Raw genomic sequence first — 16,256 nt, forward strand, 5'->3', positions numbered from 1 at the left:
ATGAAAAAGACAGTTGCACTTATTTTCGGTGGTAAATCAGCAGAACACGAAGTGTCTTTGCGTTCGGCAAAAAACATCGCGGATGCATTGGACAAAGAAAAATACTCGCCGATCTTAATCGGTATCAGTTCCGATGGAACTTGGTACCGCTTTCCCGATAAGAGTGTATTCACTCAAGTTACTAAGATTGATGACAAAGCTTTGCCTCCAAATGCTGAACCGGTCGCACTGATCTGCGATCTTGGGAAACCGGTTATTTACTCTCTGAAAAACAGTACTAAGACTTCTGTGGACTGCGCTTTCCCAATCATGCACGGAACAATGGGCGAAGACGGTACGATCCAAGGCATCTTTAAAATGGTGAATATTCCATTCGTAGGTTGCGGTGTGTGGTCTTCCGCAGCAGGAATGGATAAAGCCGTTATGAAGCACATTTTGGCCGATGCAAAGATTCCGAATGCCCGCTATATGCTGCTAACTCCATATAAAAATAATTCTTACGATGAAATCGTTAAGAATTTAGGGACTCCGTTCTTTATCAAGCCCGCGAATGCGGGTTCCTCTGTTGGTGTTCACAAAATTAAGTCAGCGGAAGATTTTGCAGTTAAATTAAAAGATGCTTTCCAATTTGACTATAAAGTTTTGGCTGAGGAATTCATTCAAGGCCGCGAAGTCGAATGCTCGGTCATGGGCCACAACCACGCACCTGAAGCATCGTTGCCAGGCGAGGTTATTCCTCAACACGAATTCTATTCTTACGAAGCTAAGTACATTGACGACAATGGCGCTTTATTGGAAATCCCAGCAAAGATCCAAGGCGAAACTTTGCAACGTCTACAAGATATGGCTAAGAAAACTTACCAAGCGATGGGTTGCGATGGCTTGACTCGCGTGGACTTCTTCTTAAGACCGAATGGCGAGTTGTACATCAACGAGATCAACACGATCCCAGGGTTCACAAAAATTTCCATGTACCCGAAGATGTGGGAAGCAACGGGGCTTGGTTATAAAGAATTGATTTCGAAACTGATCAACCTGGCTTTTGAGCGTTACGAATCCGAATCAAAGTTAAAAACCACTTATCTATAAATAAAGGCGCGAGATGTTCGCGCCTTTTTTATTCAAATTTACAATCTGGTACTGCATCCCCTAATTTTACACAAATAGTTTGAGTTTCCCCCGCAGGTCCTCGCGGTCCGCGATCACCGATGGGTCCTGCTTCCTGACAGGAAGCCTGGGGCTCACCACCGTCACCGCCAGGACCGCCCTCTCCACCTTCACCACCTAAGATGGATCTTTGCAAATCCAATCCCTGTGCATCCACGATCTCAATAAATACTTTTCCCGAATTTCCTCCAGGAAGACCGGGATAACCAGGAAATCCCTTTTCTCCCTTCACGCACTGATAAGAAGGATAATCTCCTCCTAAACCCAGCTCTTTATATTGCCCCCGCATGCCTTCGGTCGGAGGTGCTCCCTTGGGTCCTTCTTTACCTTTAGCACCTCGCCAATGAATGCCTAGTCTGCCGCGAGCCTTCGAGACGTTCAGTTTAAAATTCCCACCCCCACTGCCTGAAATATTCAATAGGGTTGATTCCGTAGGAAAGGTCGAGATTATTCCTCCCAAGGCATCCAGTTCGTTCACGTTCATTTGAAGATTGGCGCCCATGGTATAAATAGCACCGTTCTCTTTGATTAGAAGGTGGTCAAAATTCAACTGATAGATGGTCTGATCTGCAATTGCTTTGGGATCGGGACTAAAAGCGCCCGGAAAATCTCTACGAGGCACCAACTCTCCACGAACTAAAATGTAGGGCTCATCAATCACCACCGATGAAAGAGATTTAATTTTTATCGGTGTGTTCTCTTCATTTTTATCTCGAATTTCAACGCACGCCGACAGCATCAGAAAGGTGATGGGTAGTAGATATAACAAAATAATTTGCTTCATAATTCCTCCAAGTCCGCCCGATTTGCTAAATCGGAACCAGAGTTATGAGATGCAGAAACGAATAGGTCGACGACTTCGCGGACGCAGTGCCGGACTTAGGGCTGTGAACGGATCTTGCATTGGCACATCAATGCTTCCCCGCATGGATGCGGGAACGACAACTCAAGGATGAGGCAGCATGGAAGATACTAAGATCAATTATTTCGAGAAAACCGAAACTCCGAAGCATCGCGAGTTTATAATTTCCCAAAACAATTGCATACTTTGCGGTACTGTCCTTGAACTTAGACACGTGTCTGATCGAAATATCGCAGAGATCACGGAAGAAGCTTTTTGTTCCCATTGTGATTTCAAAACTCGGGCAAGAACGCACATTTTGAATTAAATCGCGTCAACAATTCGACATGCCATTTCGTCACTTATTTGACGTTATGGCACCATCGTCAACTTTTTCACATCCGAATAAAAAGATCCTGCCCAAGACATCTCGGTGATGCCGAAACTTGATTGCTTAACGCCAAACACAGGGCTCATGACGTCCGTCATCCAGGAATTGGAAGTGACCAGTCCCACATCTAACTTGTCGGCGACCTTCATGAATTTTTCTTCTGGAGCCCAAATAATGGCTGAGTGACCTAAATAAGAAGTATTCGTCCATTTCACGGATTCGTGTTGGTATTTAACTGATGTGATCAGGAACAGAGGAGCAAACAACTCATCCTGTTGCATGACTGAGCAATTTGGCAGGTCCACCATGAAGGTCGGCTTCACAAAATTACCGGAAATCTCGCCTTCAGTTTGCGCCAAAAATTTTCCATGTTCGGAAACACCGAACTGAATTTTTAGATTCAAAATATCAGCACGATCCTTCGAAATCAAAGGCGTCCAAATCGAATCACCTTCTGGTGAAGTCAATGGCTTCAAAGTTTTCAAAAAATTTGAAAGCTCTTCGTTAAATTCCTTCGCGAAAGAATCCAACACAAACAAACGAGTCGTATTCCAACACATCTGTCCTTGCCCCAATAAAAACGGCGTCAGGATTTCAGACATGCGATTTTTAAAATCGAAATCAGTGAGAACAATGGCCGCATTTTTAGCTCCCCCACTTAGCTGCAGTTTTTTCATCTGCGGCAAAGCAGCCTTAGCGATGGCTTCCATTGTTGATGATTTACCTGCTGCCGTGATAGCGCGTATACCCGGGTGACCTGCGATAATTTGTGCAACCTCTGCTCCACCATTTAAAACCTGAACTAGTCCCACTGGCAGTTCAATGGCCTTAAAAGCATCGCCCAAAATTTTTGCGGTGATTGGAGACTGTTCTGAAACTTTAATGATAACTGCATTCCTAGCAGCCAACGCCGGGGCCAGTCTTTCCGTGACCAAACGCAGAGACAAGCACCAAGAAGTGATAATACCGACAAGGCCCGTGGCTTTCACAGACCGGCCCTCTGGTAAAGGCATCAGTAAGTTTCGTGCGGTTTCACGCAAAACAGAAATGGAAGCTTGTACGCCGTATTTAAGAACGAACTTTTGTGGAAGACCTTGATGAAGAGCTTCCTGATAAGCGATCTCTGCTGAGTTTGCTTCGAAGTACTGTGCAAGCTTATTGAGAATATCTACACGCTGCTCAACCGTAGAAGTTTCAAAGGCAGTCAGAGCCTTTTTAGAGCTTTGCAGACAACGAATCACATCCATCGCATCCGAATCAGATACCTGAGCCAGTTCAGAATTATCAAATGGAGAAAGCTTCGCAAATGTTTTTTGGTTTCCAGAGGCAACGTACTCTCCAGAAATGAAATTCAAAATTTCCATACGGGTATAAATACGCTTCAATATCCATTTATGCAAGGCACGAAGACAGCGTATTCTAGTATAGATTTTGATTTCGATACTGCATGAGATATCCCGCTAAGGCATCAGCTTTAAGGACCTCATCCGCCACACCCAGTTCAATGGCTTTTTGCGGACCGTAAGGGAATTGAGCTTCATCCGGATTCTGCACAACACTGGCGCCACCTAGTTTTTGTACTTCGGTCAAACCGTTTACCCCGTCTGTGCCAAATCCTCCCAGTAAAACTGCAAATACCCCTTTTCCAAACGAATTAGCAGCTGATTGAAAGAGGACGTTGCTGGAGGGAATTTGGGATGCCACAGGCGCCCCCTTTTCCAGTCTAAGAACAGGTCCCTGAGGACCCGTGACGATTTTTCCATGGAATTCTGAAGGAATGAAGTACACGTGCCCCATTCTCAGGAAATCCCCGTCCTTACCCACAACTGGAGTGACCTTGGACTTGCCATTAAGCTTGGAAATATATGCTGTAACAAAGTTTGCGACCGTACTGCAAGACACAACCACGGGTGGTGTATCCGCTGCTAATGTCGATACAAATCTTTCTAATGAATCGGCGCTGCCGGCATTGCCGCCGACAACGACGACTTTCAGTTCTGCCGCACGACGAACTGTTGAAGTCGGCGTAGACACGCGCGCTTCGGTAGCTGGTGCGTCTTTAATTTGTTTAATCACATTCACAGATGCAGCAGCACGAACTTTTGTAACTAATGTTTCTGCCAACTCTTTCAATACCTGAGGATCAAATTGCGAAGGCTTGTGAACGAATTCAACGGCCCCTAAATCCAAAGATTTCAAAGCAGCTTCTCCGGTATTTGCCAGCGAAGAAACCATCACCACCGGGATTGGGTGATGCTTCATGATTTTTTCAAGGAACATTACACCTGACATCTTCGGCATCTCGATATCCAAAGTCATCACATCAGGTTTTTTATTTACGATCAAATCGCGGGCTTGGTAAGCATCCGCAGCCGCGCCAACCACTTCCAAACCACTTTTATTAAAGATATTTGAAAACAAAGTACGAACTGTTGCAGAGTCATCCACAACAAGGACTTTCACAGCTTTCGCAACAGCTAAACGTTTAAATCCAGAAACGTCGACGGGTGCCTCTGCAGAGCCTTCCTTCGTTGTATTGTGAAGGATGGTTCCGGTGCCCGTGTTGAACTTAATGGTGCGGGCAGATTCACCACCCACATTTTTATCAACCACAGGGATGCCCATTTCAAAAAGCATCTTTTCAGCAAGTTCAATGTTACGTTTACCAATTGCATCCCCTAACGAAGACACACTGATAACGTTACCCCCACCATAAACCTTTGCTTGCAGCTGCGAGCGATTGGCACCCAGCCTTAAACAATCATCAACCAACATTTGTATCGCGTGATTTCCATAACGAGAGTTTTGTCTTTCGTTAGGTTGAGCATCAGGTAACAGATAGTGATTTAAACCACCAATCTTAGTCGTGGGATCATAGATCGCCACGGCCACGCAGGACCCCAGAAGAGTTGAAATAACAGTCTCTTCTTTGAACGCCGCGTACTTACCCGGAAATAGATAATGTGAATTCATGCCGCCACCAGTTTTTCAATGTCTAACACCATCACACTGTGCTCGTCTTTAACGAAGAACTGCTTAATAAAAGGCACTGAAAGCATTGTGGGATGATCACTTAAGTTTTGCATATCTTTGTCTTTAAGACTTAAAAGTTCATCAGTCTCTGTAACTTGTAATGAAAAGCGCGTCCCCTCATGTTCGCAAATGATATAATAATATTTTTGCGTTTGAGACGTCATAAATCCGTACGATTTTAAGTCAACCACCGGAATTGCCTCGCCTCTGAATGGGATAACTCCTGCCAGACCTGGCCTTAAATCAGGTAACGGAAATAAGGGAAGCACTCCGCTAATTTCGATCACATTTTGTACCGGCACCACAAATTCTTGAGCACCCGTTTTGCAATGAAGAAACAGAGCTTCTTTAGTGCTTTGTGCGACCAGTGGAAACTGCAATCCAAGCTCTACGCTGTCTTTGCCGTCGACCAGTAAAGCTGAAAGATACTTTTGTAACAGGCTTAAGGCCTTTATCATCTGTTCTGCGGAATCTAAGGAATCAATCTTGGCGTTGAAATCAGTTAACCAAGATTCCAGGGAGTTAAACTCATTTGATTTCGCATCAACTACCCACGACTCTGCCTTTTCGCGGATTTCGACCGTGATTTTATTCAGCGTGCTTTCATCAATTAGATCGATAAAGGATTCAACCTCTTTAATAGTTGCATCCAAGTAGTACTTTTTCAGTTCCCCTGTAAAATCGTCGCCAAAGAAGTCACTCATGCTGCAACCTCCACAGAGACCGCGTGGCTTAACATCGCCATGATTTGCTCTGGATCAATGATATAAGTTACTTTTTCGTCGGCTAGAATCGAGAACCCTTTAAAGCCTTTTTGCTCGCGGATAATTCCACCAAAGTGTTTCACGACAAGGTCCGTCTGCGCTTCAACACGATCGACTAATAAAGCCAGAACCGAGTTTTTAATTCTAATAAAAATTGCCGTGTGCTTTGCAATATCCGCCTCGCTGACAATCAAATGACCTTCGCGAATTTCCTGATATGTCAGCAGAGGTACAGTCAAATTATGGAACTGGCAATAGCGGGAATGTTCAACATAGGTCAGTTGCAGACTTTCACATGAAGTAATGTGAGCAACTGATGTCAACGGCACGGCTACCTGAAAATCGTTCCAGCTTGCAACCATGGCTGTTTCCACTAAGATATGAGACACCGCAGGGTAGACCAATGTAAACGTCGTCCCCATATTTGGCTCAGTCGAAATCGAGATGTGTCCGCCGTACTTTTCAACCAACGTGGATACAACATCCATACCTACACCACGGCCAGAGACGGTCGTGATTTTATCTTTAGTTGAAAAGCCCGCTTCAAAAATACATTTATAAATTTCTTCGTCGGAAATAGAGTCAACTTGATCCGCCTGAATCAAATCATTGGATAAAGCTCTTTGCAGAATTCTTTCGCGATCAAGCCCCTTACCATCGTCTTTCATCACGACATGCACGGCACCATTTCTGTCACTCATCTCGATCGTTAGCTGTCCAATCGATGGCTTGCCAGCGACAGCGCGCTCGAACTGATCTTCGATACCGTGGTCTATCGAGTTACGCACCAAATGCACAAGTGATTCTGAAATATCTTTGGCCAAGGATTTATCAATTAGGAAATCAAGCCCCAGCATTTCCAGCTGTACGGTTTTATTAAGCTCTGTTGCCGTCTGCCGAACCAATACTGGGATGCTTTGGAAAGCATCTTCTGCTTTTTCTTTACGAATCACCTGCAGCTGAGACTGGAACTGATCAGTAATCTTATTCAAATTTTGAGAAAAATCAGACTGGCGGCGTTCAAATAACTCAGGCTGTGACCTGAAGTTCACGGTTTGGTTCATCATTGAAAAGAAGTTTTTTAAAACTAAAAGCTCCCCGCTTAGACGAAGCATTTCATTAAGCTGCTTGGTCGACATCCACACACCGTCTTCATCAGCTGAAGTTGCGGCAGTCTTGGGAATTGCTTTCTTAATCTTTTTTGGCGCCACGCCCGAGAACTGAAAACCGTTATAGCGTGTGATTGTTTCAATCACCTCGCTGAGTTCTTCGGGATACATATCCCGCTTTTCGCGCAGGGCTTCGGCCAACTGCTTCATCAAACGCGAACTTAATAAGAATAAATCGATGCACTCTTTAGTGACCGTTTGTGATTCTCGTTTGATCCGATTTAACAGTGCTTCGAACTCATGAGATAGTGACGCCAGCAACTGACCACCTGGCACTGAGCCTACGCTGCCTTTAATCGTATGAACTTTACGGAACAAAACGTTAATGTGTTCGATGTCATTGGGTGAATCTTCAAGACGCATGATCAACGAATCGAGACCATCCAAAATTTCTTTGGACTCCTCAAAAAAGACTCGAGCAACTTCTTCGATTTGCTCAAAATCTATTAGGCCAGATAAATCCGGCATTTCATATGCGTCGTTTTGATCGTCACTCATGCTGTGAATTTATCGGAATTTCGAATATTTAGGTGAGGCTTAGAACTTAAATACGAGGACCAGAAATAGAAAGGCGACCCGGAGGTCGCCTTATATGTAGAATTCTTTCGAATCCTTGGCGAAGGTCGAGTCGGCTATGAAGCCGCCACCTCCGCCTTGGTTATGTCACATGTTTTAACCATAAGACCACCCCCTTCCCAGCCCCAATAGAAGCTTTACCTAACTATACATGAGTTAGTTCGGGGATTTCTACTAATAGAAAGTCCGGAATTATAAAGAACGGATGAATTGAATCAAAGCGATACGGTCGTCTTTGGGAAGTTGAGTAAATTTAGTTTTAGAATACTCCGCCTCTCCACCATGCCACAAAATTGCCTCTTCAAGATTTCTTGCGCGGCCGTCATGAAGGAAGCCCGCACGTGGATTGATTGTTTGCGTTTGGCCCATACCCCACAAAGGACGAGTCTTCCACTGATTCCCTGTCGCATCGAAGTCTTGGCGGCCATCCGCTAAACCCGGGCCCATGTCATGTAAAAGCATATCCGTGAATGGATAGATTTTTTGGTTCGCGAAAGCAGAAATCTCGTGATTCCCCGTCGTGAAACTGGGGTGATGACAGCTGGTACAGCTTGTTTGATGAAATAAATTTGCGCCACGGATAACAACAGGATTATCCACATTACGACGAGAAGGCACCGCCAACGTGCGAGAATAGAAAACCAAATCATCGGCAACTTCTTTTGAAGCTTGCGGTTCTGGAAGCGGTGGACGAGTCGCCATGAACTTATCGTACAATGCTGTGCCGGAAATGCTTTCGTCTGGGAAAGCGTAGTTAGTCACACCGATGTCACCGCGCAAAGCGCCTAGAGATTGATGAAAAACTGAAGGCGTATTATTTTTCAACCCAAAGCGTCCCATTGAAACAGGATATGGATCGCCGGCCATTGATTTTTCGATATCGAAGACCATGTTCACCTGACCGTGAATCCCTTCAGCAGACAAATCACGTGCGGCAAGTGCACGGATATCTGATTCTTTGATCGCCTCTAGCAAACCTAAACCTATCATTGGAGTTCCCATACGGGGGCCCATTTTGACATCTTTTTCGTAAAGACGGCTGCGTGTTTTACCAGTCACCGAATCAAAATATTCATCGTAAGGCGCCGTCACTGTAAAGATGGGTTTGCGAAGCTCAACCGTGCTGCCATCTGGATAGGTGAATGTGGACTTTTCAAAGCTCATCCAAACTTGCGCTTGGCCAGCACCTTCGATGTCTTCACGAACGCCATAAGATCCTAAATGAAATAGCTGATCTGAAAAACCAGGGACTGGAACTGGTGCACCCCAGTGATTTTCAGCTGTCTTAGTTTTTTTGATGCCATCTTCAATGCTAATGCGCAGAAAGACCGCTTCGTTTTGGCGAAGTAAAACTTTCTCTTGGCCAATCGGAAGAACGGGTAAAGCGCCGCGGCCGTCTTTGGCGTGGCACGCATTGCAATTTGTGTTGTTGTAAACCGGACCCAAACCGTGATCGAAGCGAGATGCTTCGTCGGAAAAATTTCTCTCAAAAAGAGCGTCGCCCGCCATGTGACGGCGAATTTCTTCTTCAGATAAATTTGCCGCAGGATTGCGGAATGCCTGAATCGACTCTCTTTTGAAAATAACTGTCGTATCACCACCCGACATAACTGCATTTACGTAGTCCATCTCGATGGCAGGACCCGCCATTGCAGCTCCACTAAAAAACAATTGAATAGCCAAAAGAAGAGTCGATTTATTCATGAATCTATTTATCCACCAATGGAAGAACTTGTTGCTCTAGAACCGTCTGAAGTTGATTCAATGATTGGATCGCTTGTTGAGCGCGTTGACGACCATCTGGAGTGAAGATCGCTTGACCGAAGTCACCACCACCCGCTGGACGGATAGCTTGGATCAACTGCATGCAACCCAAAATGTGTTGTTCAATCTGTTGAGCCAATTGTGGATTGTGACGCTCCACCAATGCTTTTACGCCAGGACCTTGAGAAGTTCTGTAAGTACCCGTATAAACGGAATAGATAGAACGAACGTTGAATGTAAAGTCGTTCAAAGAGTTCCATGAGAATGGAGATTCCACCAACGCCATATTTGCAGAACCGATATCGCCACCCAATGGATCTGCGATTTTACCGTTCGCTACTTCGTCAGCGATGGCGATCATGCCTTTAACCAACTCTTCCAAAACCGCCGCTTCAGAAGTGTAGAACTGATTGTTCCAACCTGGTGTCGCCAAAATAGAAGCGTAACCTGGAGCGGAGGCGTCTTCCGGATTCCAGTTTGTCGTCCATGCATTTGCCAAAGCCGCTGCATGTTCCATTTCAACTTGTGCAGTCGATTGAAGATATTCAAATTGTTTTGCAGTGAAAGCAGACACAGGTTTTGTGTTCGAGTGAATACCATCGCCAAACAATAGATACTCAATTGTGTGAAAACCTTGAAGGTTTGTACCTAATGAACGAATCATTTCCGGCGTGATTGTTCTGCCAGACGCTAAAACGGCGTCAAGATCCAATCTGTTCAAAGGCCAAGTATCAAGCATTGGATCAATACCCAAAGAGTCCACCGGACCGAATAAAAAAGCTTCAGAAGCTTCCCACGGCATACGAGCCCCGCGCCATGCATTTTGGGCCTGTGCCAAAGTTGCTTCGTTCGGGTTTTGAACAAAGATGTCGATAGCTTGTTTCATCGCCACGGTTGCCTGTGCAAGCTCTGTGTAGGTCGCTGTGATCACGTTGTAAGAAACGTGCGTGATGATTTCTTGATTCGAAGCTGCCGAAGCCTTACCGCCGATTACCAGCGCAAGAGCAGCTGTCATTAACTTAAGAGCCTTCATTTTTTCTCCTGTTCAGACTTCGATTTTCAAAGCCTTGAGAGTTTTTTAAATTATTAATTAAATTTCGCGATATCAAATCCGAATGCCAATCCGAACCACTTCGTATCTGGCATGCCGACTAGTTCCGTTTTGTCTTCAGCATATTGAAACTTCATGAACGCACCTTGATCCCAAGCCCACATAATCCCTGCAGACTGACGTGTCCAATCATAACGAGGATATACGGAGATAGAACCTTGAACTTCTTCAAACGTATTAACGTGCTCCCAACGAGCATAAGGAACAAGCGTGTTGTCGTCGAAAATGTCGAATGCTAATTGCACGCTATCAAGAACAGCCTTGTGTCCCAATGGGGCAAAAGATTTCGGTTTTGCCAAACCACCTAATGTGGAGTTTGCCAGTGCAACCTTGTCTGAATTTTCCAAAGTACCACGCAAAGACTCGCCCGTAAGTTGGAATTTCCAAATGCGGTAGTTGACCATCAGTGACCAGATTTCAACTTCCGCACTGACCGTTAGCTTGTCTTTCTTGTAGCGATTGTTTTGCGTATTACCGTTGTAGTACGCCAAGCCCACTCCTGTGCCCTTAGCCACAGAACCGAATTCGAGAGATGCGACTGTTGCCAGATCATCTGCATTGACGTTTTCAAATTGGCGTTGGTAACCACCACCCACCCATGAGTAGGAGCGGAAAAATTCGGAGTTCAATCCCGAAACCATACCCAAACGTCCAGTGAACATCCAAAGTTTTTGCTCTGCCTGAACACCCAGCTCATTCCAGTGATAGGGAATCATCGCCGCTTCAACATCCGAAGAAAGGATTGCCGGGAAACGACCTGGTTTTTCCAAAACTGTTCCCAAAGAAATGAACAATGGAAATTTACCAACCTTCAGCGCACTACCGGTAATAGGGAAAGTTTTTTTATACACGAACTCTGGAAGTGCAACCTCACCGCCCTTTTCAACTTCGGTTTCAAACTCTCCGAACTCCTCAAACGGATCGAATTCCATCGCAGTACCTACACCACCGTGCTCGATTTCAACTTCGAATTCGATTTTGCTTGTCGGTGTCAGTTCGTAGTTACCTTCAAATGCGATCTCAGCCAGATCCATCTTACGACGGTTGTACTTTGTCAGATCATTAACGGCTTTAAATGTCTCCGCTTGAGAGAACGTAAAGTAACCGTAGGACTTAAAGCTGAACTTAGGGAAAGTCTTGTCAAATTCGTTATTCATTTTCGCAACAAAAGTGGAATCGGCAGATTTTTCCGCTTCTGTGTTTGTTGTTGGTTCAGGAGTACCACCTGGAGTTGGAGAAGGTGCTGCGCTTGGCGAAGCAGCTGGAGCAACGGCCTGAACCGATGGAGTCACCTCATTAACAGTTTTCTCTTGAGCGAAGGCCTGCAAAGATAGAAGAAGGGAAAGGGCTATAACACGCATAATCAATTTAAATTCTCCAGTGGCGGCAGTCATATCGGCGCCCCTCACAAACGTCAATTTACGGCACCGTATTAGAAATTTGTGAATGCTAACTGAGAATAAGTTGAGAATAAATGATAGCGCCTTGTAAATATGACAGACCACCCCGAAGGAACTTGGGGACAGGTTACGTTTCAGAATGTTCAAGGAGGAACTCATGAGATCACTAGCATTGGCAGCATTGACGATCTTTGCAGCAACGACTGCTCAAGCCGTCGATTTAAAAGTATCTTGTACGGTGACGGAAAATAACGACAAGCAATTGGAAACCGTGATCAAGCCCGCATTAAACGGCTACGGCAAAATCGGTGATATCGACGGCTTTAGCTTTCGTATTCGTAACAACGATGGGTCCCGAGTATCCTTGGAAATTTTCGATATCGCTGGCGAGGGTCGTTACTATGCCGACGCGACTTTGACAAAAGCGGGTGATTCAGTCGTAAACACAATCTGGAGAAGAGACGTGCTGCTTGAAGTAACCTGCCAAATCCCCGAGTAAAAGGTACGAACACACTTTATACGTCCTTATCTTACCAGGTAAGGACGTACCTTTTTTATCACCTTTTTTATTGGTATTGGAATTCGAAGCGGGGAACTTTTTTGCCGTCGACTTCGACAAGTTCAGACCACATGGCTAACGGTCTTGCCCACAATCTTCCCAATGAATTGTCGTACAAGCATTGATACAAAACGATGTCTTCCATTGTTTCGGAATGTTTTCCGACACCGAATACCTGATAGAGTTTTCCCTTGTAATGTTTGTAGATTGCTCCACTCACTGGCAGTTTATCGCTCATGAGGTTACCCCAAGTGTTTGATGATTTCTTGCTGGATCTTTTTCATTTCCTCATCGGAACGACGAGTTGCTTTTTTAAAATCCAAATCTGGAATCGACCACGCCGGAATCAAATGCAAATGGTAGTGCGGAACTTCAAAACCGGCCACCATTTGTCCCACTCGAGGCGACCCCGAAGCTTTCAAAATAGCTTTGCCGATTTTTTGCGAAACTTTATGTAAATGCGCATAAGTATCTGCAGGAACTTCGGTCCAATGATTGATTTCCTCTTTGCAGATTACCAAAGTATGTCCCAAATTGACCTGATCCAAAGCGAGAAACGAAAGAACTTTGTCGTCTTCATAGATTTTGTAACATGGAAATTCGCCGCTGATAATTTTAGTAAATACGGAAGCCACTTCGCACCTTTTCCTCTGGCTGTTAATGAAGCCTTTTAATGGGCCTAAGTATAAAGTTCCCCCTAAAGTCAGGCAATGACATTCGCATCTGACAAGGAGTAGAATAATGGCTATGAGGTGTTTATGCCGTCAAAATATATGTTAATTGCTGACGATGTTTTTGATGTAACTCCTGGTGCCCGCGCAAGATCCCAACTCGTCCGTGAATGCGGATTCGATCTTGCGGAGAAATTAAAAAGTCCCACCAAGCTTTTGTATGTGCAAAACCCCAACGATGCCACGATGAAAAGTACAGATCGTGAACGCATCAAGTCCACTCTTCAACAAATTCGTCAGAGCAATAAAAAAACTCAAGTCGTCGAAGCCTTTGGTAATCCTGTTGATGAGATTTTCAGAATGGAAACCGGCTCGTCAGCGCCCGGAATGGTAGTGATGGGAACCGCTGGAAAGAAAGGTCTGGAAAGGTTTTTTCTAGGCAGTGTTGCTGAAGAAGTCGTGCGTAATGCTGTCGTTCCGGTGATGGTCATCGGACCAAAAGTTAAAGCCGCGCCCTCTGCCAAAGCAAAAATTTTAGTCGCAACCGATTTAACAAGCAACAGCCGCCGAGCCGAAGCCTATGCAAAAAAATTGGCGAAGGCTCTGAATGCCGAAGTCGTTTTTTTGCATTCAACAATTGAAACGTTACGAGTCGCAGACCAATACGCGGCAGCTTCTGGAACGGCTTTCATGGATCAAACAACCATGGATACTTTGAATGCGAAATCCAAAGAGGCTTTGCTTAAAAAAACCAAACTCTTTAAGAGCGCGGGAGTAAAATGCACTTTTAAAATGGATCAGCACCAACCGACCTCCCAAGCCGCAATAGCTGCTGAAACAGCCACCGGAAAATATCGTTATTTGGTGATGGGAACCCATGGTCGCAGTGCTTTTGTAAAGGCATTCTTAGGAAGTACCGCTCGTGAAACGATCATGAGCAGTGCTGTTCCCACGATCGTTATTCGCTCTCATAACAAATAAAAAAAGCTCCTAGCAGGAGCCTTTTTTTTAGAACGGTGCTCTCATTAATGAAAGTACTTTATTATTTTGTTTGTAGGCGTCCTCTGTGAATCGAATCACCCTATCCGAAAACATTTGCGAAGTGATGTATCCAATGTAAACCGCAGTCGGTTCTTTCAGCGGAATTTTAGTATCCTTAGTCATCACCTGTCCTGGCTTAGCAATTGTGCTTTCGATAGCTTGGCGAGTCCACTGTGTTCCACGCAGTAAGTACTCTGCCAGATCAAGGGGTTTTTCCAAACGCACACAACCGGAACTTAATTGACGATTGGCTTCTACAAAAAGTTCACGTTGATTTGTATCATGCAGATAGATAGCAAACGCATTCGTTAATTCAAATTTCACGATGCCCAGGGCGTTACCTAAATGAGGTTTTTGTCGAATATAGATATCCGCATCTTGTGTTCCATCATAGGCCCACCAATTAATACTTGCTGGATCTAAACGTCGCGTGAATTCCTTGTTCCAAACTTCATAATTGTGGGAATCAAAATACGAATTGATCTCCCAGTAGTTAAGTTTCTTAATATCCTCAACCTTGTCTTGAATAAAGATTGTGGGTGGCACAACCCAGTATGGATTCAAAATCACCCGTACAACGTTATCGGCCATCGTCGGAGTTTTTCGTGCTGGACGACCATTGATAGTTTTAAACGCCATGGTAAAACGCTCTGGCTGAGTCTTATCCACCAACCCAAAATATGTCATCGCCGTATTTACGAAGATATATTTCTCTGGAAAAGTTTGTGGAAACCAACGCATTTTTTCCATGTCAGCCTGCATTTGACGAGTACGATCCTTACAAGACACACTTAAGAATTTCCAAGTGCGTCCGCCGGGTGAAAGCACTCCATCGGGTTTCCAATGTAGATTCCACTGAATGTCATTGATCGCAAGCTGCGTTTCTTTGTCATATGTATCGTCAAAGCTTGAAATCTGGTAACCCAACAAACTCAAACGATTTTTAAGTTCGATGACCCCGACGCTTTTCGTACCGAGTTTCAACGGTTTTTTAAAAGGTTTTAATGGGGCCCACGTGCCGTCTGCGCACGCAGGATACAGTTTTGCCATTGCTGCTCGCAAGGCGATGTAAGGTGGATTTTGCGGAGCCAAGTTGTCCATCACCAAATCCGGGCGGCTGCCGCTGGCGCTGACAAGCATCTGCAAATATTTTGGAGACAAGAACGCCCGTTTTACAAATTTAATGTCATTGCCCACAGAACCCGGGTTTGCACTGCCAACTGAGATGTCTTGGAGAAGTTTTAAATAGTTCGCATCAGCTTTGGCTTTCAATCCTGGTGCTGTGGCGCCCCCTGCTTGATATGCTTTTTCCATCTCTGGCTGCCAATAATAAGCAGGATTCACCCCGTGCATCCATGATTTCAACATAGTCGCACGCAAATCATCCACACTCATATTGCTAAAAAGCGAGATGTAATCCGCGGGCGCAAACTGTGGCTGGATTTCTTGAACAGGGTGATAGGGCTGATTTCGAGCCTCGAACTCTTCGCGCGATTGCGCCCGGGCTTGCTCGACATTAAACACACCAAAAGCAATCAATAGACCGAGAACTTTTCTCCAGTAAATTTTCATAGCTTCTCCTTGCCTCTCTTTCCATACTCGTCCTGAGCTGATGATTATGTTAGAGCGTTCCAGGCTGTGGGCCAGAAAATTTCCAAAAATAAACGCACACTTTGTAGAGTGGCAAAAAGAAAAAGGGAGTCTATTCGACTCCCTTTTTAATTCTAATTAATTTTAGAATGCAAACTACCCCGACATGTCGGAGTGAA

General features: G+C 44.9%; 14 protein-coding genes. 3 read left to right on the plus strand and 11 right to left on the minus strand.

The window, feature by feature from the left end:
* On the plus strand, nucleotides 1-1,089 hold the full coding sequence (locus tag B9G69_RS05720; protein WP_088615542.1) for a D-alanine--D-alanine ligase family protein: 1,089 nt from the start codon (nucleotides 1-3) through the stop codon (nucleotides 1,087-1,089).
* Nucleotides 1,090-1,117: 28 nt separating this feature from the next.
* On the opposite strand, the gene B9G69_RS05725 is transcribed toward B9G69_RS05720, so the two are convergent.
* From B9G69_RS05725 to B9G69_RS05760, 8 genes are all read right to left on the minus strand, one after another.
* A complete protein-coding gene (locus B9G69_RS05725; protein WP_265438000.1) occupies nucleotides 1,118-1,951 on the minus strand; it encodes a hypothetical protein in 834 nt (277 codons plus the stop codon).
* Nucleotides 1,952-2,380: 429 nt separating this feature from the next.
* Nucleotides 2,381-3,763 carry an aldehyde dehydrogenase family protein gene (locus B9G69_RS05730; protein ID WP_088615545.1) on the minus strand — a complete coding sequence of 461 codons (1,383 nt, stop codon included), beginning with the start codon at nucleotides 3,761-3,763 and terminating at the stop codon, nucleotides 2,381-2,383.
* 55 nt (nucleotides 3,764-3,818) lie between these two features.
* Complete coding sequence (locus tag B9G69_RS05735; protein ID WP_088615546.1) at nucleotides 3,819-5,372, minus strand: chemotaxis protein CheB; 1,554 nt, start codon at nucleotides 5,370-5,372, stop codon at nucleotides 3,819-3,821.
* Nucleotides 5,369-6,136, minus strand: coding sequence for a chemotaxis protein CheW (locus tag B9G69_RS05740; RefSeq protein ID WP_088615547.1), 768 nt, complete (start codon nucleotides 6,134-6,136; stop codon nucleotides 5,369-5,371). The genes B9G69_RS05735 and B9G69_RS05740 overlap by 4 nt, the downstream gene beginning before the upstream one ends.
* On the minus strand, nucleotides 6,133-7,863 hold the full coding sequence (locus B9G69_RS05745; protein ID WP_088615548.1) for a chemotaxis protein CheA: 1,731 nt from the start codon (nucleotides 7,861-7,863) through the stop codon (nucleotides 6,133-6,135). Before B9G69_RS05745 ends, B9G69_RS05740 begins: the two co-directional genes overlap by 4 nt.
* Nucleotides 7,864-8,133: 270 nt before the next feature.
* The gene (locus B9G69_RS05750) at nucleotides 8,134-9,645 is read right to left on the minus strand and encodes a di-heme oxidoredictase family protein (RefSeq protein ID WP_265438001.1); all 1,512 of its coding nucleotides are present in this window, start codon (nucleotides 9,643-9,645) and stop codon (nucleotides 8,134-8,136) included.
* 4 nt (nucleotides 9,646-9,649) lie between these two features.
* Nucleotides 9,650-10,738 carry an imelysin family protein gene (locus B9G69_RS05755; RefSeq protein WP_265438002.1) on the minus strand — a complete coding sequence of 363 codons (1,089 nt, stop codon included), beginning with the start codon at nucleotides 10,736-10,738 and terminating at the stop codon, nucleotides 9,650-9,652.
* A gap of 53 nt (nucleotides 10,739-10,791) precedes the next feature.
* Nucleotides 10,792-12,210, minus strand: coding sequence for a hypothetical protein (locus B9G69_RS05760; protein WP_254916874.1), 1,419 nt, complete (start codon nucleotides 12,208-12,210; stop codon nucleotides 10,792-10,794).
* 163 nt (nucleotides 12,211-12,373) lie between these two features.
* Here B9G69_RS05760 and B9G69_RS05765 point away from each other — a divergent pair, with 163 nt between their 5' ends.
* Nucleotides 12,374-12,715, plus strand: a complete 342-nt coding sequence (locus tag B9G69_RS05765; RefSeq protein ID WP_088615551.1) for a hypothetical protein — start codon at nucleotides 12,374-12,376, stop codon at nucleotides 12,713-12,715.
* 67 nt (nucleotides 12,716-12,782) lie between these two features.
* On the opposite strand, the gene B9G69_RS05770 is transcribed toward B9G69_RS05765, so the two are convergent.
* Together B9G69_RS05770 and B9G69_RS05775 are read right to left on the minus strand one after the other, a co-directional pair.
* Entirely contained in the window at nucleotides 12,783-13,013 is a 231-nt protein-coding gene (locus tag B9G69_RS05770; RefSeq protein ID WP_088615552.1) for a DUF1653 domain-containing protein, read from the minus strand.
* A 4-nt stretch (nucleotides 13,014-13,017) separates the two neighbouring features.
* Nucleotides 13,018-13,410 (minus strand): HIT family protein, encoded by a 393-nt coding sequence (locus B9G69_RS05775; protein WP_088615553.1) that lies wholly within the window; start codon nucleotides 13,408-13,410, stop codon nucleotides 13,018-13,020.
* 123 nt (nucleotides 13,411-13,533) lie between these two features.
* Between B9G69_RS05775 and B9G69_RS05780 the strand changes: the two genes are divergently transcribed.
* A complete protein-coding gene (locus B9G69_RS05780; protein WP_088615554.1) occupies nucleotides 13,534-14,427 on the plus strand; it encodes a universal stress protein in 894 nt (297 codons plus the stop codon).
* A 27-nt stretch (nucleotides 14,428-14,454) separates the two neighbouring features.
* On the opposite strand, the gene B9G69_RS05785 is transcribed toward B9G69_RS05780, so the two are convergent.
* Nucleotides 14,455-16,059, minus strand: coding sequence for a L,D-transpeptidase family protein (locus tag B9G69_RS05785; protein ID WP_088615555.1), 1,605 nt, complete (start codon nucleotides 16,057-16,059; stop codon nucleotides 14,455-14,457).
* Nucleotides 16,060-16,256 lie beyond the last annotated feature (197 nt).

Origin of the sequence: Bdellovibrio sp. SKB1291214, from assembly GCF_002209355.2 — a bacterium.
Classification (GTDB): domain Bacteria; phylum Bdellovibrionota; class Bdellovibrionia; order Bdellovibrionales; family Bdellovibrionaceae; genus Bdellovibrio.

Bases quoted from the DNA above. Each gene is read 5' to 3' on its own strand.
- B9G69_RS05720 (WP_088615542.1), top strand. From the start codon at position 1: ATGAAAAAGACAGTTGCACTTATTTTCGGTGGTAAATCAGCAGAACAC.
- B9G69_RS05725 (WP_265438000.1), bottom strand. From the start codon at position 1,951: ATGAAGCAAATTATTTTGTTATATCTACTACCCATCACCTTTCTGATG.
- B9G69_RS05730 (WP_088615545.1), bottom strand. From the start codon at position 3,763: ATGGAAATTTTGAATTTCATTTCTGGAGAGTACGTTGCCTCTGGAAAC.
- B9G69_RS05735 (WP_088615546.1), bottom strand. From the start codon at position 5,372: ATGAATTCACATTATCTATTTCCGGGTAAGTACGCGGCGTTCAAAGAA.
- B9G69_RS05740 (WP_088615547.1), bottom strand. From the start codon at position 6,136: ATGAGTGACTTCTTTGGCGACGATTTTACAGGGGAACTGAAAAAGTAC.
- B9G69_RS05745 (WP_088615548.1), bottom strand. From the start codon at position 7,863: ATGAGTGACGATCAAAACGACGCATATGAAATGCCGGATTTATCTGGC.
- B9G69_RS05750 (WP_265438001.1), bottom strand. From the start codon at position 9,645: ATGAATAAATCGACTCTTCTTTTGGCTATTCAATTGTTTTTTAGTGGA.
- B9G69_RS05755 (WP_265438002.1), bottom strand. From the start codon at position 10,738: ATGAAGGCTCTTAAGTTAATGACAGCTGCTCTTGCGCTGGTAATCGGC.
- B9G69_RS05760 (WP_254916874.1), bottom strand. From the start codon at position 12,210: ATGACTGCCGCCACTGGAGAATTTAAATTGATTATGCGTGTTATAGCC.
- B9G69_RS05765 (WP_088615551.1), top strand. From the start codon at position 12,374: ATGAGATCACTAGCATTGGCAGCATTGACGATCTTTGCAGCAACGACT.
- B9G69_RS05770 (WP_088615552.1), bottom strand. From the start codon at position 13,013: ATGAGCGATAAACTGCCAGTGAGTGGAGCAATCTACAAACATTACAAG.
- B9G69_RS05780 (WP_088615554.1), top strand. From the start codon at position 13,534: ATGCCGTCAAAATATATGTTAATTGCTGACGATGTTTTTGATGTAACT.
- B9G69_RS05785 (WP_088615555.1), bottom strand. From the start codon at position 16,059: ATGAAAATTTACTGGAGAAAAGTTCTCGGTCTATTGATTGCTTTTGGT.